The sequence below is a fragment of the Sphingobium sp. GW456-12-10-14-TSB1 genome (genome assembly GCF_059424385.1).
Genome location: NZ_JBWKZI010000002.1, coordinates 87,716 through 110,728, shown reverse-complemented (window position 1 = coordinate 110,728; position 23,013 = coordinate 87,716). Strand labels below are relative to the sequence as shown.

Genomic DNA, 23,013 nt, shown 5'->3' with positions numbered 1-23,013 from the left:
CATGACAAACCTGACCATTCTGCAACTCAATGATCTGCACGGCTATGTGGAGCCCCATTCCGAACTGCGGCGCGATGCGCATGGCGATTTCCAGTTCGCGCAGATGGGTGGACTGGCGCGAATCAAGACTCTGTTCGACCAGGCACGGCAGGAAAATCCCGGTGGAGTGATCGCGCTGGATAATGGCGACACGTTCCACGGCACGCATTTCGCCGTGCAGGATCGGGCACGGGCGATGGTGCCACTGATCAACGCGCTGGGCTTCGACGCGATGACGCTACACTGGGAGTTTGCCTACGGCCCGGAACGTGTGGCTGAGATATCGAGCGAGCTGGCCCACCCTATGCTCGCTGCAAATATCTTCTGCGAAGACAGTAGCGAATTGTTTATGCCGCCCTCGACCATCATCGAACGCAACGGGGTGCGGGTAGGCATTGTCGGCCTCGCCTGCCCGATTGTGGACAAGACGATGCCGCCATCTTTCAGCAAGGGGCTTCGCTTTGTCACGGGCAATGCCGAACTGCCCGGACATATTGAACGGCTGCGGCAGGATGCCGATCTGATTGTGGTCCTGTCCCACCTCGGTTTTCCGCAGGATGTGCAACTGGCCAAGGACGTGGCCGGAATTGACGTGATCGTCAGCGGTCACACCCATAACCGCATGGAAAACGCCGTCGTCGTCAATGGGGCGATCATTTTCCAGTCTGGCTGTCATGGTTCCTATGTCGGGCGGCTCGATCTGGATGTTTCGGAAAATCGTATTCAGGGCTGGCGCCATCGCCTGATACCTGTCGATGATAGCGTCGCGAGCGATCCGGGCCTGGCGGATGCTGTCGCCGCGGCTCTCGCAAGCGAAAGGCAGTCGATGAGCGAGGTCGTCGGGCACACGGACGTCGCCCTGCATCGGTATGCGATGCTCAACAGCCCGATGGACGACCTGTTGCTCGAAGCCGTTGCCGAGGCAGCGGGAACGCCGATCGCCTTTTCCAATGGCTGGCGTTACGGCGCACCGATCGCGCCTGGACCGATCATGATGAACGACCTTTGGAACATGGTGCCGGTGGACCCACCTGTTTCGGTTGTGGACGTTACCGGCTGGGAAATCCGCGAGATGCTGGAGGAAAATCTCGAGCGAACCTTTGCGTCGGATCCGTATGAGCAGATGGGCGGCTATATCAAAAGGATGCGCGGCGTGCGGCTCGTCTTCAAGGCGGAGAATGATAAAGGCCGCCGTATTGACCGACTATATATCGACGGCGCTCAGATTGAGGAATCTGCTCGCTACACCGCCGCTTTCATTACTGCCCAAGGTGTTCCAGCGAAATTCGGCGCCAATCGGCGCAAACTGCCTATCTCGGCGATTGAAGCTCTGCGTCGAAGGCTTGCGAGACCATGGGTTGGGGCGGAAGACGCAGAAAGCTCAAGCACTGAACTCATATAATTGCAAATATTCATATACACGATCACAGAAAGTCACATATTATGTTGGTTGCTTTCGGTATCCTGGGGTAGGTCTCTCTCATCGCAACCCCGAAAGGACCCGACATGAGCCTGCACATTGGCGACATCGCACCCGATTTCACCGTCGATACCCAGAACGGCCCCATCAGCCTGCACGAATGGTCCGGGGACTCCTGGGTCTTCTTCTTCAGCCATCCTGCCGATTTCACGCCGGTCTGCACGACCGAAATGGGCCGCACAGCCCAGCTTGCCGATCAGTTCGAGGCGCGCAACGTCAAACCGCTCGGCCTGTCGACCGACACTGCCGACGAGCACCGCAAATGGATCGAGGATGTCAACGACACCCAGAACACCAACCTGACCTTTCCCATCGTCGCTGACGCGGATCTGTCGATCGCCAAGATGTATGACATGATCCACCCCGATCAGAGCGCGACCGCAGCGGTGCGATCGGTCTTCATCATCGATCCAAAAAAGAAGATCCGGCTGACAATGACCTACCCGATGAGCGTGGGACGCAACTTCGACGAAATATTGCGGGTGATCGATGCGCTTCAACTCGGTGACGCAAAGCGAATCGCGACTCCGGCAGACTGGCAGAAGGGTAAGGAAGTGATCATTCCTCCCTCGATCAAGGATGACGAGGCACGCGCCCTCTTCCCCCAGGGCTGGACCGAGCATCGCCCATATCTGCGCACCGTTTTGGTGGACTGAGAGTTTGATGCTGCGAGGCTTTCGAGCCTCGCGGCATCATTTACGTGGCGTGATCCGCGCGAACATGGCCGCGCCGCCGCCGGCCTGCGGTCGGGCCGCGACCGCATCTGCACGGGATATGGCTACCGTCCCTGCATAGGCATCAAGCAGGGCGCTGACTTCAGCGATACGGGCCTGGTTGATGCGATAGAAAACCAGCTTTGCCTCGCGTCGTGTATGCACAAGGTCGGCCTTTCGCAACACCCCGAGCTGTTGGCTGAGGCCGGGCTGCACCACATTGGCTAAGTGTTCGATCTCGCCGACCGAGCGCTCGCCATCTATAAGCGTGCGCAGCAGGGAGAGGCGCACCGGATGTGCAAGCGCCCGAAGCAAATCCGCCGCGGCCTCGAGATCAAGCGTCGCGATATCCGCCATCATGCCTGATCCTTGATCGGCGTGTAGAACCAGTCGGTGCCGGCGGGTGCTGCCAGCACGTCTGCGACATCGTGGCTTGGGACCGCGAGCAGATCACTGCCTGGCATCCAACCTTCCGGCGCCAGAGCCGATCCATCATGGACACGCTGAAGCGCGGCGACGAGGCGCAGCATCTCCTCCACGGAGCGCCCGACGCTGGCCGGATAGCAGGTCGATGCCCGCAATATCCCGTCCGGATCGAGGAAATAGGTCGTCCGCACCGCGCTGGCATCCATCGCGTTGGGGCCGACCATGCCATAGGCGCGCGCGATCTCCAGCGTCGGATCTTCGATGATCGGGAAGTCCACGACGACATCGAACCGATCGCGGATCGCGCGGATCCAGGCGAGGTGGGAAAACAGGCTGTCGACCGACAGTGCCATCAGTTCGCATCCCAGCGTCGCAAACCGGTCATGCGCGCGCGCGATCGACACAAACTCGCTGGTGCAGACCGGCGTGAAATCCGCCGGATGCGAAAAGAGCGCAAGCCATCGTCCTCGGAAATCCGAAAGTGACACCGGGCCACGGGTCGAGCGGGCGGTGAAATCCGGCGCTTCCTCGCCAAGGCGCAACGCGGAACAGGAGGGGAGTTCAGGTGCCAAATCGAACCTTTCATTCATGCTGATCGACATTGTCATCAATCTCGTCGGTTGACGCAACCATAATACTCGATTATTTGAACCGTGTAAGTGAGAAAGTTTGGAGAGTCGAGATGGACCAACCTGATGAGCCGCTCATGCTCGCAACGCAGATTGTAACGGACACCTGCGCCGGCGAAGTACCCGTGCCGGTTGTGCGCTCGTTCTTTGACGAGCCGACATTCACTGCAAGCTATGTGGTGCATGATCCGGTGACTCACGCCGCAGCGATTATCGACAGCGTGCTTGATTTTGATTCGGCATCAGGCCGCACCGAGCACGGCTCTGCGCAGGCCATCATCGACTATGTCCAGGCCGAAGGACTGAAAGTCGAATGGCTGCTGGAAACGCATGCTCATGCAGATCATCTGTCTGCCGCGCCGTTCCTTCAGGAAAAGCTCGGCGGCAAGCTCGCGATCGGTCGCGCGATCACGACAGTCCAGAGCGTGTTCGGCAAGATCTTCAATGAAGGCACGCAGTTCGAGCGTGACGGGTCGCAGTTCGACCATCTGTTCGATGACGGCGACAGGTTCGCGATCGGTTCGATTCCTGCGGTCGCGCTCCACGTGCCGGGGCATACGCCCGCCGACCTGGCCTATGTGATCGGCGACGCGGTGTTCACCGGCGATACGCTGTTCATGCCGGACTATGGCACCGCCCGTGCGGATTTCCCCGGCGGCGATGCGCGAATGCTCTATCGCTCTATCCGCCGCCTGATGGATTTGCCCCGTGAGACGCGCACTTTCCTTTGCCATGATTACAAAGCGCCGGGCCGCGACGACTTTGTGTGGGAAACCACGATCGGCCAGGAACGCGATTCCAATGTCCATGTCCATGAAGGTGTGGGCGAGGACGAATTTGTCGAGATGCGCACGCGGCGTGACGCGACGCTTGGGATGCCGCGGCTCATCCTCCCCTCGATCCAGGTGAACATGCGCGGCGGGCATCTGCCTGAGCCGGAGGAGAATGGCACGCGCTACCTCAAGCTTCCGCTGGACGTGCTGTGATGCCTGATTATGCGATGCCGGGGCAGGGGCTGATCGGTGGCCTGATGATCGGCGTGGCGGCTGCCATCATGCTGCTGGGCGCGGGCCGCATCGCCGGCGTCAGCGGCATGGCGGCGCGGGCGATCGGGCTGGGCGGCGGCGCCCCGCGCACGCTCGCGCTGACATTCATTATCGGCCTGCCTCTCGGCGCGGCACTTGTCGCATGGGCGGCGGGACCGATCCTGTCACGCTTCCCCATGAGCATGGCAACGCTCGCGGTCGCAGGGCTCGTCGTCGGCATTGGCACGCGGCTCGGGTCGGGCTGCACGTCCGGTCACGGCGTATGCGGCATGTCGCGCCTGTCGAAGCGATCCATCGTTGCGACGTTCACCTTCATGGCGACGGGCTTTGTGACTGTGGCAATCGTCAATGCGGTTGGGGGTGGCTGGTGATGCGCGGCGTGATCGGTCTTGCCTCCGGCCTGTTGTTCGGCGCGGGGCTCGCCGTGTCGGGCATGCTGGATCCCGTGCGGGTCCGCAGCTTCCTCGACCTGTTTGGTGCCTGGGATCCCACCCTTGCCTTCGTCATGGGCGGCGCGATGATCCCGATGGCAATCGCCTGGCTGATCCAACGGCGGATGGCGGCGCCTGTTGCCGATGCCCACTTTCACCTGCCCGACACCGATCCAATCACGCCGCGCCTGGTCGGCGGCTCTGCCTTGTTCGGCATCGGCTGGGGGCTCGGCGGCCTTTGCCCAGGCCCGGCGCTGGCCGCATTTGCCATCAACCCTCCGGCAGCCGCCATTTTTACTGCTGCGATGGCGGTCGGCTTCGCGATCGTCTGGGCGCTTGATCGCCCATCGGGACCACGAACGCCGGTCCACGCCTGAACTTTAAAAAGGAGAGGTTCGATGAATCCCCATAAGCTCGACGAAAAGCTGCTCGTTTGTGGCCAGATTACTCCGGAAGACATTGACCAGGCCGCATCTGCTGGCGTCCGTCTGATCATCAACAACCGGCCTGATGGCGAAGAGCCCGGCCAACCTCTCTCAGCCGACCTGAAGGCAAAGGCTGACGCGCTCAGCATTGCCTATCGTTACATTCCCATCAGCGGTGGCAATTTCGACGACGCATCGGTTATGGCCTTTGGCGATGCGCTGGCATCTGCCGATGGCCCCACTCTCGCTTTCTGCAGGACCGGCACCCGCGCCACGACGCTTTGGGCATTGTCCCAGGCTGGATCGCGCCCGACCGCAGCCATCCTGAGCGCGGCAAATGCGGCGGGCTATGACCTGTCGCAATTGCGCGGCCGGATCGAGACCGCATCGACCAGCAGCCCGGATGGCCCCGCGGCCGATCGCCCCGCCGCGCGCTATGACGTTGTAATTGTCGGCGGCGGTGCAGGCGGAATCGCGACGGCGACATCGATCCTTAAGCGGGATCCCAAGCTTTCGGTGGCGATCATCGAACCGCGTACCGAACATTATTACCAGCCCGGCTGGACGATGGTCGGTGCAGGTGTTTTCGAACCGAAATCAACCTGCCATTCGATGGCGTCGGTGATGCCCAAGGGTGTCACATGGCTCAGGGAAGCTGCTCAAAGCTTTCAACCCGAACAGAATCAGGTGACGACAGCCAATGGCAGCGTGATCGGCTATCGCGCGCTGGTCGTTGCGCCGGGCAATATGCTGGACTGGGATGCGATCGACGGGCTGGCGGCAACGCTGGGCCAGAATGGCGTGACGTCCAACTATCGTTACGACACGGCGCCCTACACCTGGGAACTGGTCCGCAATTTGCGCGAAGGCGTGGCGCTGTTCACGCAGCCGCCGATGCCCATCAAATGCGCTGGCGCACCGCAGAAGGCGATGTACCTGTCGTGCGACAACTGGCTTGAACGCGGTGTCCTGAACAACATCGATGTTGCCTTCCACAACGCGGGCGGCGTGCTGTTCGGCGTGAAGGACTATGTCCCCGCGCTGATGGGCTATGTCGAGCGGTACGGCATCGACCTTAATTTCGAATCTACCCTGATTGCGGTCGACGGCGCGGCGAAAACAGCGACCTTCCGCGAAAAGACGGGCGAAGTAACGCGCGCGTTCGACATGATGCATGTAACCCCGCCGCAGATCGCGCCGCGCTTCGTTGCGGACAGTCTGCTGGCGGACAAGGCAGGCTATGTCGAGGTCGATCAGGTGACGATGCAGCACGTCCGCTATCCCAATATCTTCGGCCTTGGCGATGGTGGCTCCACACCCAATGCCAAGACCGCCGCCGCGGCGCGCAAACAGGCGCCGATCGTGGCGGTCAATCTGCTCGCAATTCTGAAGGGTGGCGAGCCGGTTGCCGGCTATGACGGCTATGGCTCATGCCCACTCACTGTGGAGAAGGGTAAGATCGTCCTCGCCGAGTTCGGCTATGGTGGCAAGCTCATGCCCAGCTTCCCAAAATGGCTGATCGATGGAACGCAGCCGGCCAGGTTGTCGTGGCTGCTCAAGTCGGAGGCGCTGCCTTGGATTTATTGGAACGGCATGCTCAAGGGGCATGAGTGGCTTGTCAAGCCGCAACCGATCGAACGCGTGCGTCAGGCGGCGTGATCACCATGCTCGAACCCCTGCAATATGTGCTGGGCCTCCTGTCAGGCTCGCTGGTCGGCTTTTCGCTGGGACTGGTTGGCGGCGGCGGCTCGATCCTCGCCGTGCCGCTGATGGTCTATCTGGTCGGTGTCTCCAGCCCGCATGTCGCGATCGGCACGTCGGCGCTGGCGGTCGCCGTCAACGCCGCGACGGGGCTGGCCAGCCATGCACGCGAGCATACGGTCAAATGGCGCTGCGGCGGAATGTATGCCGCGGCAGGCATCCTTGGCGCGCTGGGCGGGTCGACGGTCGGCAAGGCGTTTGACGGACAGAAGCTGCTGTTCCTGTTCGCCCTGGTGATGATCGTCGTCGGCATACTGATGCTGCGCGGGCGCAAGGCGCTCGGCATACCGGGTGCCCAATGTAATCGTGAGAATGCGCCCAAAGTTCTGGGCTATGGTCTGGGCACCGGCATCTTCTCGGGCTTCTTCGGCATCGGTGGCGGTTTCCTGATCGTCCCCGGCCTCGTTGCATCGACCAGCATGCCGATCATCAACGCGGTCGGAACCAGTCTCGTCGCGGTAACGGCGTTCGGCTTGACGACAGCCGCCAACTACGCATTTTCCGGGCTGATCGACTGGGTGCTGGCTGGCGTGTTCATCACTGGTGGCATCGCTGGCGGGTTCATCGGCACAATCGCCGCCAAGCGGCTATCTGGCACTGGCACGCTGACAACCGTGTTCGCGGTGCTGATCTTCGTCGTTGCGGCCTATATGCTCTGGAAGAGCGCAGCGGCCCTGTGACCACGATCCCCGACAAGGAACGCCGCTGTCAGGCGATTGCCGCCTTGATCGCCTCCGGTCAGGGCGTTTGCGCCAGTTGCCGGCAAATCGGCATATCGGAAAAAACATTCAATCGCTGGCGGCGCGCACAGCGCGCAGCTTAACCGGAAGACTAAAGATGTTCGTCGGACTCGATGCCCTCCTGCTCGCCCGAATCCAGTTCGGGTTCACGGTCAGCTTCCACTTCATCTTTCCGGCCTTTTCGATCGGCCTGGCCAGCTATCTGATGGTCCTGGAGGGACTGTGGCTGAAAACCGGGCGGGACATCTATCTCGACCTGTTTCGCTACTGGGTGAAAATCTTTGCCATTGCTTTCGCGATGGGCGTGGTATCCGGCATCGTCATGTCCTATCAATTCGGCACCAACTGGTCGGTTTTCTCGACAAAGGCAGGGCCGGTAATCGGGCCGCTGATGGCCTATGAAGTGCTCACCGCCTTCTTCCTGGAGGCCGGCTTCCTCGGCGTCATGCTGTTCGGCATGTCCAAGGTCGGCAAAGGCCTGCATTTCGCCGCTACCTGCATGGTGGCGCTTGGCACGTTCATTTCGGCCTTCTGGATCCTGTCGGTGAACAGCTGGATGCAGACGCCCACCGGCTTCGAGATGTCACCCGATGGCCGTTTCCTGCCGGGCGAATCCTGGCTGGCGATCATCTTCAACCCCAGTTTCCCCTACCGACTCATCCATACGGTGATCGCCGCCTATCTGACCACCGCTTTTGTCGTGGGCGCGGTCGGCGCCTGGCATTTGCTGTGCGACCGCGCAAACCTGCATGCGCGAAAGATGTTCAGCATGGCAATGTGGATGGCAGCGATCGTCGCGCCGATTCAGATTTTCGCTGGCGACATGCACGGCCTCAACACGCTGGAGCATCAGCCCGCCAAGGTCATGGCCATGGAGGGGCATTACGAGAGCCACCCGGACGGTGCGCCGCTGATCCTGTTCGGCATTCCCAACAGCGCGGAGAAACGCATCGATTATGCCGTGGAGGTTCCCAAAACGTCATCGCTGATCCTGAAGCATGATCTGAACGCACCGCTCGCCGGCCTCGATACGATTCCCGATGACCGTGAGCCTCCCGTGCCGGTCATCTTCTGGTCTTTCCGGGTAATGGTCGGCATCGGCTTTGCCATGCTGGGCCTTGGTCTGTGGAGCCTGGTCGCGCGGATGCGTAAACGTCTCTACGACTGGTCGTGGCTGCATCGCGCCGCCGTGCTGATGGGGCCGTCAGGCTTCGTGGCAGTGACTGCCGGGTGGATCACGACGGAGGTGGGGCGCCAACCCTATACCGTTTATGGCCACATGCTCACGGCCCAAAGCGCGTCGCCTCTCGCCGCGCCTGCGGTTGCCGCCTCGCTGATCGCGTTCGTCATCGTGTATTTCGCAGTCTTCGGTGCGGGCGCATGGTACATTCTGCATCTGATGCACAAGCCGGCCGGGCCGCATGAGTCCGAGCCTGAGCATGTGCCGGTACGCACTGCGGGTATTACGCCTGCGCCTGCCATCGCGACTGGGGCGGAGTAAACAAAATGGGTATCAACGTCGATTTGACGGTCGTCTGGGCTTTCATCATCGCCTTCGCCGTATTCATGTACGTTGTCATGGACGGGTTCGACCTGGGCATCGGCATCCTGTTCCCGAGCTTCAAAGTTGGGGATGAGCGCGATCAGGCGATGAATTCGATCGCGCCGGTGTGGGACGGCAACGAAACATGGCTGGTGCTGGGCGGCGGCGGGCTATTCGCTGCCTTCCCGCTCGCCTATGGTGTCGTCCTGACCGCGACCTACCCACTTATTATCGCGATGCTTTTGGGGCTCGTTTTTCGTGGCGTGGCCTTTGAATTCCGCTGGCGCGACCCACGGCACCGTGCGCTATGGGACATTGCGTTCAGCCTGGGCTCGTTCATAGCCGCCTTTGCGCAGGGCGTGACGCTGGGCGCGATCCTCCAAGGCGTTCAGGTCGAAAACCAGGCCTATGCCGGTGGCTGGCTCGACTGGTTGACCCCGTTCAGCCTGTTGACCGGCGCTGGGGTGGTCATCGGCTACGCGCTGCTCGGCGCTGCCTGGCTGATCTGGAAAGTCGAAGGTAGCGCAGAGGCGCATGCCCGCCGGCTGGCGCTGTGGGCCGGGGCAGGCACGCTGGTCGCGATGGCGGCGGTCAGCGCCGCCACCCCGTTCCTGCAGTTCGAATATTGGAAGCGCTGGTTCGACATGCCCGGCGTGCTGGCGACGGCGCAAGTGCCGCTGCTTACCGGGATCGTCGCTTTCCTGTTTTTCCGCAAACTGCGCGGCGGGGCCACCGCTGCACCGTTCCTGCTTGCGCTGGCCCTGTTCGCGTTAGGATTTGCAGGACTTGGTATCAGCCTATTTCCTTACATCGTGCCCGACAGCATCACCATATGGGATGCCGCCGCGCCCGAGCGGAGCCAGATATTCATGTTGGTGGGGACTGCAATCATCATGCCGGTCATCCTTGCCTATACTGGATGGGCCTATTGGGTCTTTCGTGGCAAAGTTGGCACGCACGGCTATCACTGATGAAGTATACGCCCTTTTGGAAGCGGCTGGGATGGATGGCGCTGATCTGGACCGGCAGCGTTGTTGCGCTCGGTGCAGTATCGATGATTATGCGCTTCTGGCTGAAGACTTGATCGCTAGCGTGACATCGACAGGCAGTCAGTTTTCGCCATAAAGGTTGCGCTGCGAACGATCGATCTCGTCAGCATAGCGTTTGCGAACGTATTTTTCGGTCAGCATACCCAAAATCCGTCGATCTTCATCGACAACGATTAGATCGTCGGCTCCACTCACGTCGAATGATCTCTAATAAGCAGCGGGGTGTCATGTCTATCCGGCGCTTACACAGCAAAAAGTTGATAATAATAGATATGTTAAAGCGATCGTCTGTCAGGCTGCCGTTTGGTACAAGCATGGCGCAACATTAAAAAATTCCAGATATTCGGAAATGATTTTCAACCGGTTGTCGTCAAAAGGCGCGTACGCGGGGAAATGCAAGTTAAGATGGTTGCGAGCTCCCGCAACCAAAACAAGGTCCAAAAAGACCAACAACGTCCCAAATGGGCGTCATAAAAAGGCCTATATTCAGGCTGTTATCTCATGTAACATGGTCTCCAACAGGATCATAACCGCCCAGGTGGTTACCATGAGATTTGTTGGTAAATTTGTTGGTGCAAAGTTAGGATTCAAGTCTCGCGCACGGCGTCCAGGAGACTGATCCGTGCTGACCGATACTATCATCCAATCCATTTTGCCTGCCGCCCGCCCGATCAAAAAAGCCGATGGTGGTGGTCTCAATATCTGCGTCCTGCCCAACGGCCGACGCGAGTGGCGGCTCTCCTACCGTTTCCATCATAAGCAGAAGAGCATTACGGGAGGCGACTATCCGTTGATGAGCATCGACCGCGCCAGGGTCTGGCGTGAGGAGATGAAAGCGGCTCTCTCCGCCGGGAAAGATCCGGCCAACATCAAGCGACAGCTAAAATATGAGGATCAGGCCGAGCGGACGACGTTCCGCCAACTGGCCCAGGAATGGATGCTTGCCAAGCGACCGGGATGGTCCGATCGCTATGCGGGTGTGATCGAGCGTCGGCTCGAGGCCGACATTTTTCCTACTATCGGAAAACTGCCTGTGCGATCGATCTTGCCGCGCGACATGCTCAATGCTCTCAAGGCCATTGAGGACCGCAGCGCGTTCGAGATGGCGCATCGGGTGCGGGCCTATTGCAGCGAAATCTTCCGGTTCGGCATTCCAGACGGTCGAGTTCTTACGGATCCCTGTCGTGATCTGGGCACCGTAATGCGCAAGCGCGCGGCGGTCACGCATCGATCAAAGATACCGATCAAGGAATTGCCGCGCTTCTATGCTGCGCTGAACGCAGATACGGGCTCTCGGCTAAGCCAACTTGCCTTGCGTTGGACGATTCTCACCATGGTCCGGACGACGGAAACCCGGCATGCACAGTGGAGTGAGTTTGAGGGCTTGGGCGGCCCTGAGCCGCTTTGGCGCATTCCAGCCGAGCGAATGAAGATGCGCGTCGAGCATCTCGTGCCGTTGCCACCGCAGGCGGTTGCTTTGCTCCGGGAAATCAAGGAGCTCAACGTCTATGGGAAATATGGGAATGAGCGGTTTGGCCAATATTTGTTCCCGGTAATCGGCAACCAGGGGGACACGATCAGTTCGAACCGCATGCTGGTCTTGCTTCAACGGCTAGGGGTTGGCGACAAGGCGACAGTGCATGGATTTCGTTCTATAGCCAGCACCGTGCTGAATGAAACCGGGCTGTTCAAGGCGGATTGGATCGAGCTGCAGCTGGCACATGTACCCGGCGGTGTTCGTGCCGTCTACAACGCCGCGCGCTATCTGTCCCACCGTCGGCAGATGCTCGAATGGTGGGCCGACTATCTCGACAAGGCCGAACAGGCTTCAGCGGCGATCGCCATTGAGAAGGCGACGCCGGCAAAGCCCAATATCGGGGCGCTGGAGTGGTTTCAGTCCTCTTGGTAGGCGCTTGGTGCCTGCATCCAGCGTAAGATCCTCGAAAGGCGCCAGGCCACCGCTCTGGCGCCGATCTTTTCCGGCGCCGGGAATGTTCCAAGGTGGATGTCGCGATAGATGGAAGCCTTGGGCTTGCCCGTCTTCGCGATCACGGCTCTCAGCCGCAGAAACTGCTCGTTATTCTCGTCCATTTGCAAACCAACTCCAAATGTTGATCTGCCCGCGGGAACAGTATGACGAGAGTGCAAAAATGGATCAATATGTCCCACGGAAAATATATACTGCTGTTTGTCCAGTAATCCCGTGAAACAAAGATTTGAGGATTTCGAGTAGGCGCGTTCCAAAGAGGAGAGAGTGAAAAGGTTGATATGGAGCCTGGGTCTTCTGTTCTGAAATTGGGTCAGCCTGATGGCGAGCAGCAACGCATTGCCCCTATCGATGAGCTGGAAGAGGTGATAGATTTTAAATCATGAGCGGTGATGAGTTTGAGCATGATGGAAAATTCTCAACGTCAACGACAAGCGCCCACTCGGCTACGGGATTGGCTGTGGCGGCCGTGGTATGCGAAGCTATGGTGGAGCGGGGTGCCAGCCTATTGGCTGGGGATGCTCGCATCCGTCAAGATTGATGCTCTGGCTGAAGTTTATCATTCGGCTGCCGGTGGATTTCTGAACATCTTGTTCTTCCCGCCGATGGTGACGCTCGTTCTCTCGTTCGGTTTCCTTCGACAGAGGTTGGCGTCGTTGCCAGCTCAGGAGGACGGTGAATTTGATGAGGACGCATTCTGGGAGAGCAGGAAGTATGGGCCATCAGGCTTGCCGAAAGAGATTGATCCGCTGGATTCTTCGTCCGGCGCTCTGTGGATGAGGATCAGCGTGCAATAGGCACCCCCTTCGTGGGGTGATCGGCGTGCAAAAAGGACCCCTTCATCCCGGGGATTTAGTCGGCCGACTGGTTTTGATCAGTTGGCGAGAACGGGATGTTGATCGTGGAGACAGTGGTTCGGATTCGGCGTGAGCATGCAGCGGGTAAGGCGATCAAGGCGATCGCTCGTGACCTTCGTTTGTCGCGGAAGGTCGTCCGCAAAGCGATCCGGTCGCCGGAGGCGGCGTTCAACTATCAGCGCAAAGTCCAGCCGCTGCCGCGGATCGGTCCTTATCAGGATCGTCTCGATGCGCTGCTTGAGGAGAACGAAGGTCGCGGCCGCCGCGATCGGCTACGGATGACGCGTATCCATGACCTGCTGGTGCGCGAGGGGTTCGATGGATCCTATGATGCGGTGCGCCGCTATGCGGCGCGCTGGCGTGCTGCGCGGCGGAAGGATGCTGGCGAAGGCGCACCGGCGTTCATCCCGATGACCTTCCAGCCGGGTGAGGCCTACCAGTTCGACTGGAGCCACGAGGATGTGGAGATCGCCGGCAAGCCGATGCGGGTGAAGGTGGCGCATATGCGTCTCTGCGACTCGCGCGCACCCTATGTCCGGGCCTATCCGCGCGAGGGCCAGGAGATGCTGTTCGATGCCCATGCCCGGGCGTTCGCGTTCTTCGGCGGTGTGCCGCGACGCGGTATCTACGATAATATGAAGACGGCGGTGACGGCCGTGTTCACCGGCAAGGAGCGTGTGTTCAACCGCCGCTTCCTGATCATGACCGATCATTACATGGTCGAGCCGACCGCCTGCTCGCCGGCGGCGGGATGGGAGAAGGGCCAGGTCGAGCAGCAGGTCCAGACAATCCGAGGCCGCTTCTTCCAGCCGCGGCTCCGGTTCGCCAGCCTGGCCGAGCTCAACGGGTGGCTGGAGGCCGAGTGCCGGCGCTGGGCCGAGCATCATGCCCATCCCGAACGCGGGGATATTACCGTCGCCGAGGCGCTGGATATGGAGCGACCGGCCCTGCAGCCGATCCTGGCACCGTTCGACGGCTTCCATGAGAGCGAGCATGCCGTCACCGGCACCTGCCTCATCAGCTTCGATCGCAACCGCTACTCGGTCATGTCGACGGCCGCACGCCGGACCGTTCAGGTGCGCTCCTATGCCGATCGCATCGTCATACGCTGCGGCGATGCGATCGTCGGGGAGCATGAGCGCCACTTCGGTCGGAACCGCACGATATACGATCCCTGGCATTATCTGCCGGTCCTCGCGCACAAGCCCGGCGCGCTGCGTAACGGCGCACCGTTCCAGGACTGGGATCTGCCGCCCGCCCTGCACCGATTACGGCGAAGGCTCGGCACCGGGGACGAGGCCGATCGCAGGTTCGTGCGGGTCCTCTCGGCGGTGCTCACCGATGGCCTGGAGCCGGTAGAGGCTGCCGTGCGCGAAGCGTTGGCGAACGGAACGGCCAGCGACGAGCTGATCCTCAACATCCTCTCCCGGCGCCGCGAGCCGGCGACACCCCACAGCATCGTCACTTCGGAAGACCGGATGCTGCAGCATCCTCCGCTCGCCGACTGTGCCCGCTATGATCTGCTGCGAGGCTATGATGCAGCGGCATGATATGATCGACACGATGCGCGGCCTCGGACTCAAGGGCATGGCGGCGGCGTTCGACGAGGCGGTCACCACCGGCCTCCAGCGCAAGCGCACCACCATGGAGATACTGACCGACCTGCTCCGTGCTGAGGCGACCCACCGGGATGCAGCCTCCATCCGCTATCGGATGACGGCTGCGAGGCTGCCCGTGGTGAAGGACCTGGAGCGGTTCAGCTTCGAGGGCACACCGATCAATGAGGAGATGATCCGCTCCCTTCACGATGGCTCCTTCCTCCCGCCTCGCCGCAATATCGTGCTGGTCGGCGGCACGGGGACAGGCAAGACCCACCTCGCCATCGCGATCACCGCCAATGTCGTGCGAAGGGGCGCTCGCGCCCGCTACTTCAACACCGTCGATCTGGTGACACGCCTCGAAGAGGAGACCCGGATCGGCAAAGGCGGGACCCTGGCGGCGCAGCTGTCGCGGCTCGACCTGATCGTTCTCGACGAGCTCGGTTATCTGCCGTTCGCCCGCTCGGGAGGGCAGTTGCTGTTCCACCTCATCAGCAAGCTTTATGAGCGGACCAGCGTCATCATCACCACGAACCTCGCCTTCGGCGAATGGCCGACCGTGTTCGGCGATCCCAAGATGACCACGGCGCTGCTCGACCGCGTCACCCACCACTGCGATATCGTCGAGACGGGCAACGACAGCTGGCGCTTCAAAAACCGCAGCTGACAGCCACCTTCGGCGCCTTCAAAAATCTATCTTGCGCTGCGCGCGCCTCCGGTCGGGCTACGCCCGCCCTCCGCCGCACGCAGCGCAAGGCCATCTTCAACAAACCAGCATCATATTATCTGAAAAGGGGGTCCCTCTTCGACGCCGATCGGGGGTCCCTTTTGAACGCCGTTTGACAACGGGAAGCGGGCAATATCGTCCACGAGACGACGGGCCGACTGTTGTGGGCGCGGTTCACCGAACATGCCAGCCGCGAACTTGACCCCCACCTCCACACCCATGTCGTCGTCCTCAACATGACCAACGGGCAATCGGGCGATCCGATGGCAAGCCTCGAAACCCGCGCCATGTATGCCGAGCAGATGACCTGCGGGCAGATTTACCGGAACGAACTCGCCCATGGCCTGCGCGAGCTTGGCTATGAGATAGACTTTGATCCGCGCCGGGGTCTGTTCGAAATCAGGGGCGTTCCCAAGGCCCTCATCGAGGAGATGTCGCAGCGGGCCGAGCAGATCAATGAACATGCCCAGCAGCATGGTCTGGTCGGTCAGGCGTCGCGCCGCCAATCCTTCTACGCCACCCGCGGCGCCAAGGTGAAAACCGGGATCGATACGCTGCTCATCCAGTGGCGCGGGCGGCTGGGGCCATATGAAAAGCCGCTTGAAGCGGTGAGAGAGGGCGCCGCGCGATCGGGCGAGCATCCCGTCCCGGTCGACCGCGCCGATGCCGCCCGAGCAGCTCTGTTTGGGATAAGGCAATCGGAGGGGAAGGAGGCCGTGAACCCGCTTGGCCGTCTCTATACCACGGGGCTAGCCTCCCATGTCGGGGAAGTACGGTTTCAGAATTTGCGACCCCTCGTCGATGCGCATGAAGAACGACGCAAGCTCCTCGCTACCCGTGGCCAGACTGGGGACGAAATATTGACACGGGGCCGGACCACCCGGCGCACTGTGCGGCTCGAGCAGTCGCTCGCCATGCATCTGGCGCTTGCTGTCGGGGACGGTCGGCCCGTGGCGAGCGCCGATCGCCTGCTTCCTATACTGGAACAGGCGGGGCTTTCTCCGGCGCAGGAACGGGCGCTGGTGGACATGGCGACCTCGCATGACCGGGTCACCGGCCTTCAAGGCGTCGCGGGTGCAGGAAAATCGACGCTTGTCCGATCGCTGAAGGACGCCGCGCTGCCGGGTACGATCCTCATCGCCCTGGCGCCGACATCGTCCGCCGCCGCCGAATTGGGGGAGAAGGCGCAGATCGAGTCGCGCACGGTCGCCAGCCTTCTTGCGGGTGGTGGATATGGGATCAGCGGCAACCATGTGCTGGTTCTCGACGAAGCGGGACAGTTGGGAAGCCGCCAGGCTTTGCGAGTGCTGGAAATCAGCCAGGCCACTGGCGCTCGCCTCATTCTCCTTGGCGACAACAAGCAGACCGGCGCGATCGAGCAGGGCAAGGCTTTCTGGCTCATGCAGAAACTGGGCATGGAAACGGCCGAACTGACGGAGTCGCGTCGGCAGCAAACCGAGGCGATGCGACAGGCTGTCGCGCATGCGAGGGCGGGGGATTACGCAGCCTCGATTGGTCGGCTCGACAAGGTGGTGGGCGGTGAGGATGCCGCTACGCTCGCTGCAGATGTGGTCGCGGAATGGACGCGCCTCAGCCCCAGGAGCCGCGCTGCGACCAACATTCTCGTTCTCGACAATGCGTCGCGCCTGATCGTGAACAGCAATATCAGGGAGGTCCTGCAGCGCGAGGGGGTCGTCGCGGCGGAGGAGACCCGGCTTTCAGTCCTTACACCTGGTGGCCTGAGCGATCAGGAAAAGCGCATGGCGCGCTTTTATTCAGGGGGACAGGTGGTGACCTTCGGTCGCGATCAGCCAGGAGCGGGGCTGGGGCGGGATGCCGAATATCGCGTTGTCGGGGTGGTGCGGGACGCGCAGGGGCGACAACGCCTCCGACTGGTGGACGAGCAGGGACGCACCCATCTCTGGGATCCCCGCGCGGCCAAAGCCTCGCAGGTCAACGTCTTCATGGATGAACAGAGAGTCCTCAGCGAAGGCGACCGCATCCAGTGGCGTTTGGTCTCGAAGGAACTCCAACTCAAAAATGCGGAGCGCGGTACGATTGAGAGGCTCGAGGGCTCACTGGCAAGGATCTGCTGGGATCGCGGCAAGCGGGTGCAGACGGTCGACCTCTTCCGGCACAAAACGTGGGATCATGGATATGCCGAGACCATCTATTCGGCTCAGTCCAAGACTTATGACCGGGTCTATGTCCTGGCGCCTGTTGGGTCGCCGCTGGTGAGCGCGCAGAATTTCTACACCGCGATCACCCGCGCCCGATATGGGGTAAAGCTCTGGACCCAGGATCCGAAAAAACTGGTCGAGCGGCTCGAAGACCGGTCGGGCGAGAAGACGTCAAGCCTTGAAGGCCTGGGGCGTTTGGAGCGTGATCATCGTGTACAAATGGCCGCTAGGCAAGGACCGCATCTCCGGCAAATGAAGGAAGATCAGGATAGGGAGCGACTCTTGCGCAGCGACCACCGGCTGGAGCGAGAGCTTTGGACCCGCAATGCAAAACCCAAAGGCCTAGCGGACAAGTTTGCTGGTCGGGCTCAAAAGGTTTTCGAGGCGCTCGATCACCATCTTCATTCTTTGCTGAGCGACCATCACCGCAATCGGGACACGCCTGCTCCTACGCGCGAGCAGCAGACCCGGGACATCGGAAGGGAGGCGGGCCGTGGTCTGGATCGCTGATCGAGCTTGGATCTGTGTTGTCTCGCTGGCGCTGACGGCGGCGCTACCTTGCGAAAACGCAATAGCGGCGAGGCCGCCGGAGGCTGAGGTGGGGCGATGCATCCGGCAGGCGGCACGCGGTCAGTCCTGGCTTGAAAAAACGCTCTGGGGATTGCGTGATCAGGAAGCCGGATGGATCGGTGCAGAGATCCGCAACAAAAACGGGAGCCATGACCTGGGACCGCTCCAGATCAACAGTTGGTGGGTGCCCAGGATCGCCGCGCTGCTGTCGCGGCGCGAGAGGGAGGTCCGGCACTGGCTGCAATTTGATCCCTGTTTTAACGTCGAGGCGGCGCGCTGGATCTTTCTCGACGCTTTGAAGGCGGGCGGCAGCTACTGGAAGGCGGTGGGTATCTATCACAGCCCAAATGGCATTCGCCAACGCAGGTATGCAGCGTTGGTTGCGGTTCATCTGCAAAGGCGGTTTGGGACCGATGTGTTCGGGAGGCGGGCTGTCATGCTGGCGCGGCCAGTTCCCTGATTTGCCTCCTGGGGAGAGCCTCCTTGGGAACGGAGGCTGAATGTCGCAATGTGAAACCGTGCGTTGGCGGAGAGGCAGGCGCGGTAATCTCAACGGTACGCGGCACCCATGAGACAAGGAGGTGTCCCTCTTATTCCTCCTGATTCGCGGCGGTTCCGTTGGCAAGCGCGTCGCTGATCATCGCCGCCAATGTTTCCTCGGCGCGACCGCGAGCGGCTGCATCCCTGGATCCCAGATCGTGACGCAGCCATTGCGGCGTGCGCTCGATAACTCTTAAGATCGTAGCGTTCATTTTTTCGTTCATCTACGAAACCTATGACGGTGGAGCGACGGCTGTGCAATGGAGCAAAGCTTGCTAGTTCTGAGGGGCTGATGGGGTGCTTTGGCGCTTTTGGAAAGGCGTGGGTCGTACGGGCACAGTCATTTCACCGATCTGCACACCTTTTCGTATGGATCGGCTGGCAGCGGCCGAGCTTTTGACTGAGTGTGTGCCGCTGGACATCCATGAGCAGGAGGTCTCGTTTCACTCGGCCCCTTTTCGCTATTCACTTGGTATTCACTCAGTTTTTGTGCGTTAGGCAGCCGGCTATCCCTGGAAACTAACATTTCAAGGCTTGTGCCAAGAATTGCTGACTTAGCTTTCGCTCAGTCCTCTTGCCGTGACCAGCATGACGTAGATGTCGATTTCGTTTCAGTGAGCCAATAGTTATGAAGCAGCTAATCGATCACTGACCCACCAACCCTACGATGTCGCAATCGTAGATCGCAAAAACGCAACCAAAATTATTCTTGATGCCGGTTTGGTTAAACGACGGGGAAAGGTCCGTCACCTCACCCACCGCTGGCCCTTCATCGCTTCAATCCGATGATCACGCGCCGCACCCGCAAGATATTGCTCTAATTGAAGAACTTCTGAATCGGACACTAATAAATTAGCTTCTCTCGATATGATCGATATATTATTCTCGCGATCGGCTGGGAGAAAGTGAGGGGGAGCAACAGCTGATATGCTTACAAGACCTTATGATTCTGACCGTCATCCTGAGGGTACAAGCCTGGACTTCATATTCCCGCAGGAATTCGAAACGTCTCTCGAAGCGGCGAGGGCTACAGTTGGTGCGCGCTTTGAAGTCCGGCGGTTTTTCTGGCGAGAACGAAGCGAGATCGTCTTCACGCCGCCCTGCAGCTATTTCGAATTGACCCGCTTCCCGTCTATGGGCAGATATCTCGCATCTGCTCGCGACTTTTGCGAGCAGGGCGAGGTACGCTTTTATCCGGCCGCGTGTTCGTTCCAAATGCATTGGCAGGAACGCGAGCAAAGATCGCTATTTTGCAGAATAGATATTCCCGCGATCACTGGTTTGCCCATGGAACTTTCCAATCAACAATTGCGCGACACCATAGACATGCGCAATCCCCATGTCAGAGCAATGCTTCTAAGGGCCCAGCAGGAACTGGTGGCTCCGGGGCTGTGTTCGCAACTCATTCTGGATTCGATCAGCGTCGGCCTCGCAGCCGAAATGGTGCAGCAATTCGGTCCAGAAAGCCAACCGGAGTTCACCAGTCGCCGGACGTTCGACCAGCGCTATCTGGCTGGCCTTGTTGCACATATCCGGGAGCAGCCCGGCAGGGTCGAGATCGGGCAGTTGGCGGCGGAACGCGGCATCAGCGTCCGTCACTATGAACGCCTGTTCCGCACCGCGACGGGCGAAAGTCCCGCGGCCTTTTGTCGCCGTCATATGCTCGCTCTGGCGAAGGACCTACTGATGGACCGATCGCTTCTGGTCAAGGAGATCGCCTATCGCTGTGGTTTTGCCAATACGGCAAGCTTCAGTGTGGCGTTCCGCCAGATAGAAGGGTGTTCGCCGCAGCAGTTCCGTGACCGGCTTTTGATCCACTGAGCGCCCACTGATGTAGCCGCAATTTTCGACATCTGTTTTTGATAGGCGACATCTATGGCGCCTGGGCTTTTCATCGGTGTCCGGAGCAGTCATCCTGCCCAAAATGGTCGTCAGACCGGTTTGAGAGAGGATGGCAATGACATTTGGATTTCCGGACGCGGACACGCTGTTGGCGCAATATCCGCTGCCCGATTATTTGCGCGACAATGTGCGGCCGGGGCTGGAGCAACTGCTTGCCTCGATGGCGGAAGACCGGGCGCTCAATGCCAATGGTCATGCCCGGGCGCTGCACATCATCGCCGATGACCTGTCCCGGCTGAAGGCGATCGCCGACGACCGTGCGCGCTACCCCGAAATCGCCGATGTCGAAATCCGGCAGCCGCTTTTCATCCTCGGCCTTCCCCGGTGCGGCACCAGTTTCCTGCACGCCCTGATGGAAGGCGACCCGCAGATACGCACGCCGCTGATGTGGGAAGTGGCCGAACCATCGCCCCCGCCTGAAGCCGCAACCGCCGATACGGACCCGCGCATCGCCCGGTTCGACGAGCATTTGCGCGCGCAACTGGGCGGTGATGCCGACGAATTGCTCAAGGCCCATCCGCTGGGCGCCAAAATCCCACAGGAATGCGGATCGTTCATGACGACCTCCTTTCAGAGCAGCAATCCGTGCATGTTCCAGCATCTCCCGCGCTTCTACGACTGGTTCAAGGGCATCGACGCGACCTTTCGCTACGAGGTCCACAAGATGTGGCTTCAGCATCTGGGTTGGCGGCATCCCGGCAGGCATTGGGTGCTCAAGATTCAGGAGCATATGTATAAGCTGCCCGCGCTGCGCAGCGTCTATCCCGATGCGATCTTCATTCAGCCCCATCGCGATCCGACCACCGTCATCGCCTCGATCTCCCAATTGATCAGCGTCATTCGTGGGCCGTCCTACGACCAGCTTGATCTGCATGCGCTGGGCGCGGAGTTCCTGCAACTCTGGTGGGATGGGGTGAAGTGCTGCATGGATTATCGCAAGGCGCATCCCGACCTGCCGATTTATGACATGCGGTACAAGGACCTCGTCGCCGACCCGGTCTCGACCATCCGGGCCGCCTATGACCATTTCGGCTGGGATTTCACGCCGGAGTCGGAAAAGGGCATTCTGGGCTGGCTGCGGGAGAATCCGGCGGGCAAGCATGGCCCGCGCAGCTACAGTCTGGCCGACTACGGTCTGAACGCCGAACAGGTAAGCGACAGGTTCGCCGAATATATCGAGACCTACCATGCCTATATCTGAAGCGTCCCAGTGGCGCGCCTGGCTGGAGCGGATGGCGGGGGCGGAAAGCGTATTGAACAGGCTGGCCGATCCCGATGATCCACAGGCCCGGGCCGAGGGGCACCGCCTGTTGTTCGCTATCCTCGCCACCGGCTATCAGACGGCCTTCGCCGACCCCGATCATCCCGATTTCGTACCGTCGGTCAGCAGCATCCTCAACACGGTCGGGGTCAATCCCGATTTCATCTATGGCGCGGCGCGGATCGACGGCAGCGGCGTCTACAGGCTTTCGGGCACGCGGGGGGACGGGGTTTTCGTGTTCCTAGATCTGGTCGCGGGCGGCCTGGGGCCGATGGAGGATCTCGGGCCTTCGGTGGGCATGATCGATCTGGATGCCTGCACATTGGGACCGGACGGGGCGTTCGACATCCTGTTGGGCGGGGAGCGGCCGGATCATGCGGGCGACTGGTTTCCGCTAGACCCGCGCGCGGTCACGATCGGCTTGCGCCATGCCTATTATGGCTGGGGCGTGGGGCGCGATCTACGCATCGCGATCGAACGGGTCGACCGGCGCGTGGGCGGCGGTCCGGTGCCCGCAGCCGAGATCGCCCATCGGCTCGATCGCCTGTCAGCGTTCGTCGAACGCTATGCCGCATTCGCCCTGGGTTATGGCCAGCGGCAGCGGGCGCAGGGCTTCGTCAACAGGCTGGAATATGATGACTGGGCCGGTCGCGGCGGCGTGGCCGGGCAGCATTATTATCAGGGCATCTTCCGGCTGGAGCCGGGGGAGGCGATGATCATCGACACGGCGGTGCCCGATCAGGTGCGTTACTGGAACGTGCAGCTCAACGATCCGCTGTGGAACACGATCGACTGGATAAACCATCAGAGCAGCCTTAACGCGGCGCAGGCGCGTCTGGACGGCGACGGCCGCTTCCGGGCCGTCATCGCACTGGACGATCCGGGCGTGCCCAACTGGCTTGATCCGGCCGGACGCAACGAAGGATCGCTGATGCTGCGCTGGACCGGCGCGAGTTCCGGGCCGGAGCCGACGCTCAGGATCGTGCCGTCTGCGGAACTCCGTTCGCATCTTCCCGCCGACACGCCTCATGTCACGCCGGAGCAGCGGGATGAGATGATCCGCAACCGTCGGCGCGGCGCGCAATGGCGACGGCGCTGGTGAGGGGATC

General features: G+C 60.8%; 23 protein-coding genes and 1 pseudogene. 19 read left to right on the top strand and 5 right to left on the bottom strand.

Features of this window, described 5'->3' with window-relative positions:
• Position 1 precedes the first annotated feature (1 nt).
• Complete coding sequence (locus AC07X9_RS17685; protein WP_086486344.1) at positions 2-1,441, top strand: bifunctional metallophosphatase/5'-nucleotidase; 1,440 nt, start codon at positions 2-4, stop codon at positions 1,439-1,441.
• A 104-nt stretch (positions 1,442-1,545) separates the two neighbouring features.
• Positions 1,546-2,175 (top strand): peroxiredoxin, encoded by a 630-nt coding sequence (locus AC07X9_RS17680; protein ID WP_086486345.1) that lies wholly within the window; start codon positions 1,546-1,548, stop codon positions 2,173-2,175.
• A gap of 36 nt (positions 2,176-2,211) precedes the next feature.
• Here AC07X9_RS17680 and AC07X9_RS17675 read toward each other — a convergent pair whose 3' ends face one another.
• Both AC07X9_RS17675 and AC07X9_RS17670 read right to left on the bottom strand, forming a co-directional pair.
• Entirely contained in the window at positions 2,212-2,592 is a 381-nt protein-coding gene (locus tag AC07X9_RS17675) for an ArsR/SmtB family transcription factor (RefSeq protein ID WP_043150842.1), read from the bottom strand.
• Positions 2,589-3,248: a peroxiredoxin gene (locus AC07X9_RS17670; protein WP_206377691.1), complete on the bottom strand. Its 660-nt coding sequence runs from the start codon at positions 3,246-3,248 to the stop codon at positions 2,589-2,591. The genes AC07X9_RS17675 and AC07X9_RS17670 overlap by 4 nt, the downstream gene beginning before the upstream one ends.
• 116 nt (positions 3,249-3,364) lie before the next feature.
• Here AC07X9_RS17670 and AC07X9_RS17665 point away from each other — a divergent pair, with 116 nt between their 5' ends.
• From AC07X9_RS17665 to AC07X9_RS17630, 8 genes are all read left to right on the top strand, one after another.
• A complete protein-coding gene (locus AC07X9_RS17665) occupies positions 3,365-4,273 on the top strand; it encodes an MBL fold metallo-hydrolase (RefSeq protein WP_086486453.1) in 909 nt (302 codons plus the stop codon).
• Positions 4,273-4,704 (top strand): YeeE/YedE family protein, encoded by a 432-nt coding sequence (locus AC07X9_RS17660; protein WP_086486454.1) that lies wholly within the window; start codon positions 4,273-4,275, stop codon positions 4,702-4,704. The genes AC07X9_RS17665 and AC07X9_RS17660 overlap by 1 nt, the downstream gene beginning before the upstream one ends.
• On the top strand, positions 4,704-5,141 hold the full coding sequence (locus AC07X9_RS17655) for a DUF6691 family protein (protein ID WP_217673844.1): 438 nt from the start codon (positions 4,704-4,706) through the stop codon (positions 5,139-5,141). Before AC07X9_RS17660 ends, AC07X9_RS17655 begins: the two co-directional genes overlap by 1 nt.
• Positions 5,142-5,162: 21 nt before the next feature.
• On the top strand, positions 5,163-6,848 hold the full coding sequence (locus AC07X9_RS17650; protein ID WP_086486348.1) for a bifunctional protein tyrosine phosphatase family protein/NAD(P)/FAD-dependent oxidoreductase: 1,686 nt from the start codon (positions 5,163-5,165) through the stop codon (positions 6,846-6,848).
• A 5-nt stretch (positions 6,849-6,853) separates the two neighbouring features.
• Positions 6,854-7,630, top strand: a complete 777-nt coding sequence (locus AC07X9_RS17645) for a sulfite exporter TauE/SafE family protein (RefSeq protein ID WP_043150876.1) — start codon at positions 6,854-6,856, stop codon at positions 7,628-7,630.
• Positions 7,631-7,787: 157 nt separating this feature from the next.
• Positions 7,788-9,191, top strand: a complete 1,404-nt coding sequence (locus AC07X9_RS17640) for a cytochrome ubiquinol oxidase subunit I (protein ID WP_086486349.1) — start codon at positions 7,788-7,790, stop codon at positions 9,189-9,191.
• Positions 9,192-9,196: 5 nt separating this feature from the next.
• Complete coding sequence (gene cydB, locus AC07X9_RS17635) at positions 9,197-10,204, top strand: cytochrome d ubiquinol oxidase subunit II (RefSeq protein ID WP_086486350.1); 1,008 nt, start codon at positions 9,197-9,199, stop codon at positions 10,202-10,204.
• The gene (locus tag AC07X9_RS17630) at positions 10,204-10,317 is read left to right on the top strand and encodes a DUF2474 domain-containing protein (RefSeq protein ID WP_086486351.1); all 114 of its coding nucleotides are present in this window, start codon (positions 10,204-10,206) and stop codon (positions 10,315-10,317) included. The genes cydB and AC07X9_RS17630 overlap by 1 nt, the downstream gene beginning before the upstream one ends.
• 25 nt (positions 10,318-10,342) lie before the next feature.
• Here AC07X9_RS17630 and AC07X9_RS17625 read toward each other — a convergent pair whose 3' ends face one another.
• On the bottom strand, positions 10,343-10,477 hold the full coding sequence (locus tag AC07X9_RS17625) for a hypothetical protein (protein ID WP_254908157.1): 135 nt from the start codon (positions 10,475-10,477) through the stop codon (positions 10,343-10,345).
• A gap of 427 nt (positions 10,478-10,904) precedes the next feature.
• Between AC07X9_RS17625 and AC07X9_RS17620 the strand changes: the two genes are divergently transcribed.
• Positions 10,905-12,191: a tyrosine-type recombinase/integrase gene (locus AC07X9_RS17620; RefSeq protein ID WP_017181512.1), complete on the top strand. Its 1,287-nt coding sequence runs from the start codon at positions 10,905-10,907 to the stop codon at positions 12,189-12,191.
• Here the strand turns inward: AC07X9_RS17620 and AC07X9_RS17615 are convergent.
• Positions 12,176-12,604, bottom strand: coding sequence for a helix-turn-helix transcriptional regulator (locus AC07X9_RS17615; RefSeq protein WP_241763574.1), 429 nt, complete (start codon positions 12,602-12,604; stop codon positions 12,176-12,178). The two genes, AC07X9_RS17620 and AC07X9_RS17615, sit on opposite strands and share 16 nt — an antisense overlap.
• Before the next feature lie 69 nt (positions 12,605-12,673).
• Here AC07X9_RS17615 and AC07X9_RS17610 point away from each other — a divergent pair, with 69 nt between their 5' ends.
• From AC07X9_RS17610 to AC07X9_RS17590, 5 genes and pseudogenes are all read left to right on the top strand, one after another.
• Positions 12,674-13,066, top strand: coding sequence for a hypothetical protein (locus AC07X9_RS17610; protein ID WP_495197988.1), 393 nt, complete (start codon positions 12,674-12,676; stop codon positions 13,064-13,066).
• Between the two features lie 95 nt (positions 13,067-13,161).
• Positions 13,162-14,676: an IS21 family transposase gene (istA, locus tag AC07X9_RS17605; protein ID WP_021238707.1), complete on the top strand. Its 1,515-nt coding sequence runs from the start codon at positions 13,162-13,164 to the stop codon at positions 14,674-14,676.
• Entirely contained in the window at positions 14,663-15,391 is a 729-nt protein-coding gene (gene istB / locus AC07X9_RS17600) for an IS21-like element helper ATPase IstB (protein WP_031304487.1), read from the top strand. The genes istA and istB overlap by 14 nt, the downstream gene beginning before the upstream one ends.
• Before the next feature lie 176 nt (positions 15,392-15,567).
• Positions 15,568-18,141: pseudogene (gene mobF / locus AC07X9_RS17595) on the top strand (MobF family relaxase); the annotation flags it as partial.
• Positions 18,125-18,661: a lytic transglycosylase domain-containing protein gene (locus AC07X9_RS17590; protein ID WP_037514751.1), complete on the top strand. Its 537-nt coding sequence runs from the start codon at positions 18,125-18,127 to the stop codon at positions 18,659-18,661. The pseudogene mobF and the gene AC07X9_RS17590, both read left to right, overlap by 17 nt.
• A 130-nt stretch (positions 18,662-18,791) precedes the next feature.
• Here AC07X9_RS17590 and AC07X9_RS17585 read toward each other — a convergent pair whose 3' ends face one another.
• Positions 18,792-18,965, bottom strand: coding sequence for a hypothetical protein (locus tag AC07X9_RS17585; protein WP_009823829.1), 174 nt, complete (start codon positions 18,963-18,965; stop codon positions 18,792-18,794).
• A gap of 703 nt (positions 18,966-19,668) precedes the next feature.
• Between AC07X9_RS17585 and AC07X9_RS17580 the strand changes: the two genes are divergently transcribed.
• The 3 genes from AC07X9_RS17580 to AC07X9_RS17570 all read left to right on the top strand — a co-directional run bounded on the left by AC07X9_RS17580 (position 19,669) and on the right by AC07X9_RS17570 (position 23,006).
• Positions 19,669-20,562 (top strand): AraC family transcriptional regulator, encoded by an 894-nt coding sequence (locus AC07X9_RS17580; RefSeq protein WP_241763657.1) that lies wholly within the window; start codon positions 19,669-19,671, stop codon positions 20,560-20,562.
• 130 nt (positions 20,563-20,692) lie between these two features.
• Positions 20,693-21,844 carry a sulfotransferase family protein gene (locus AC07X9_RS17575; protein WP_026002463.1) on the top strand — a complete coding sequence of 384 codons (1,152 nt, stop codon included), beginning with the start codon at positions 20,693-20,695 and terminating at the stop codon, positions 21,842-21,844.
• Positions 21,831-23,006, top strand: a complete 1,176-nt coding sequence (locus AC07X9_RS17570) for a hypothetical protein (RefSeq protein ID WP_017183522.1) — start codon at positions 21,831-21,833, stop codon at positions 23,004-23,006. Before AC07X9_RS17575 ends, AC07X9_RS17570 begins: the two co-directional genes overlap by 14 nt.
• The last annotated feature ends 7 nt before the right edge of the window (positions 23,007-23,013 follow it).

What these genes read in the sequence shown, in the direction of transcription:
- cydB (WP_086486350.1), top strand. Translation starts at nt 9,197, where the DNA reads ATGGGTATCAACGTCGATTTGACGGTCGTCTGGGCTTTCATCATCGCC.
- AC07X9_RS17575 (WP_026002463.1), top strand. Translation starts at nt 20,693, where the DNA reads ATGGCAATGACATTTGGATTTCCGGACGCGGACACGCTGTTGGCGCAA.
- AC07X9_RS17655 (WP_217673844.1), top strand. Translation starts at nt 4,704, where the DNA reads ATGCGCGGCGTGATCGGTCTTGCCTCCGGCCTGTTGTTCGGCGCGGGG.
- AC07X9_RS17680 (WP_086486345.1), top strand. Translation starts at nt 1,546, where the DNA reads ATGAGCCTGCACATTGGCGACATCGCACCCGATTTCACCGTCGATACC.
- AC07X9_RS17675 (WP_043150842.1), bottom strand. Translation starts at nt 2,592, where the DNA reads ATGATGGCGGATATCGCGACGCTTGATCTCGAGGCCGCGGCGGATTTG.
- AC07X9_RS17660 (WP_086486454.1), top strand. Translation starts at nt 4,273, where the DNA reads ATGCCTGATTATGCGATGCCGGGGCAGGGGCTGATCGGTGGCCTGATG.
- AC07X9_RS17570 (WP_017183522.1), top strand. Translation starts at nt 21,831, where the DNA reads ATGCCTATATCTGAAGCGTCCCAGTGGCGCGCCTGGCTGGAGCGGATG.
- AC07X9_RS17650 (WP_086486348.1), top strand. Translation starts at nt 5,163, where the DNA reads ATGAATCCCCATAAGCTCGACGAAAAGCTGCTCGTTTGTGGCCAGATT.
- AC07X9_RS17640 (WP_086486349.1), top strand. Translation starts at nt 7,788, where the DNA reads ATGTTCGTCGGACTCGATGCCCTCCTGCTCGCCCGAATCCAGTTCGGG.
- AC07X9_RS17610 (WP_495197988.1), top strand. Translation starts at nt 12,674, where the DNA reads ATGATGGAAAATTCTCAACGTCAACGACAAGCGCCCACTCGGCTACGG.
- AC07X9_RS17630 (WP_086486351.1), top strand. Translation starts at nt 10,204, where the DNA reads ATGAAGTATACGCCCTTTTGGAAGCGGCTGGGATGGATGGCGCTGATC.
- AC07X9_RS17685 (WP_086486344.1), top strand. Translation starts at nt 2, where the DNA reads ATGACAAACCTGACCATTCTGCAACTCAATGATCTGCACGGCTATGTG.
- AC07X9_RS17580 (WP_241763657.1), top strand. Translation starts at nt 19,669, where the DNA reads ATGCTTACAAGACCTTATGATTCTGACCGTCATCCTGAGGGTACAAGC.
- istA (WP_021238707.1), top strand. Translation starts at nt 13,162, where the DNA reads ATGTTGATCGTGGAGACAGTGGTTCGGATTCGGCGTGAGCATGCAGCG.
- istB (WP_031304487.1), top strand. Translation starts at nt 14,663, where the DNA reads ATGCAGCGGCATGATATGATCGACACGATGCGCGGCCTCGGACTCAAG.
- AC07X9_RS17665 (WP_086486453.1), top strand. Translation starts at nt 3,365, where the DNA reads ATGCTCGCAACGCAGATTGTAACGGACACCTGCGCCGGCGAAGTACCC.
- AC07X9_RS17645 (WP_043150876.1), top strand. Translation starts at nt 6,854, where the DNA reads ATGCTCGAACCCCTGCAATATGTGCTGGGCCTCCTGTCAGGCTCGCTG.
- AC07X9_RS17670 (WP_206377691.1), bottom strand. Translation starts at nt 3,248, where the DNA reads ATGAATGAAAGGTTCGATTTGGCACCTGAACTCCCCTCCTGTTCCGCG.
- AC07X9_RS17585 (WP_009823829.1), bottom strand. Translation starts at nt 18,965, where the DNA reads ATGAACGAAAAAATGAACGCTACGATCTTAAGAGTTATCGAGCGCACG.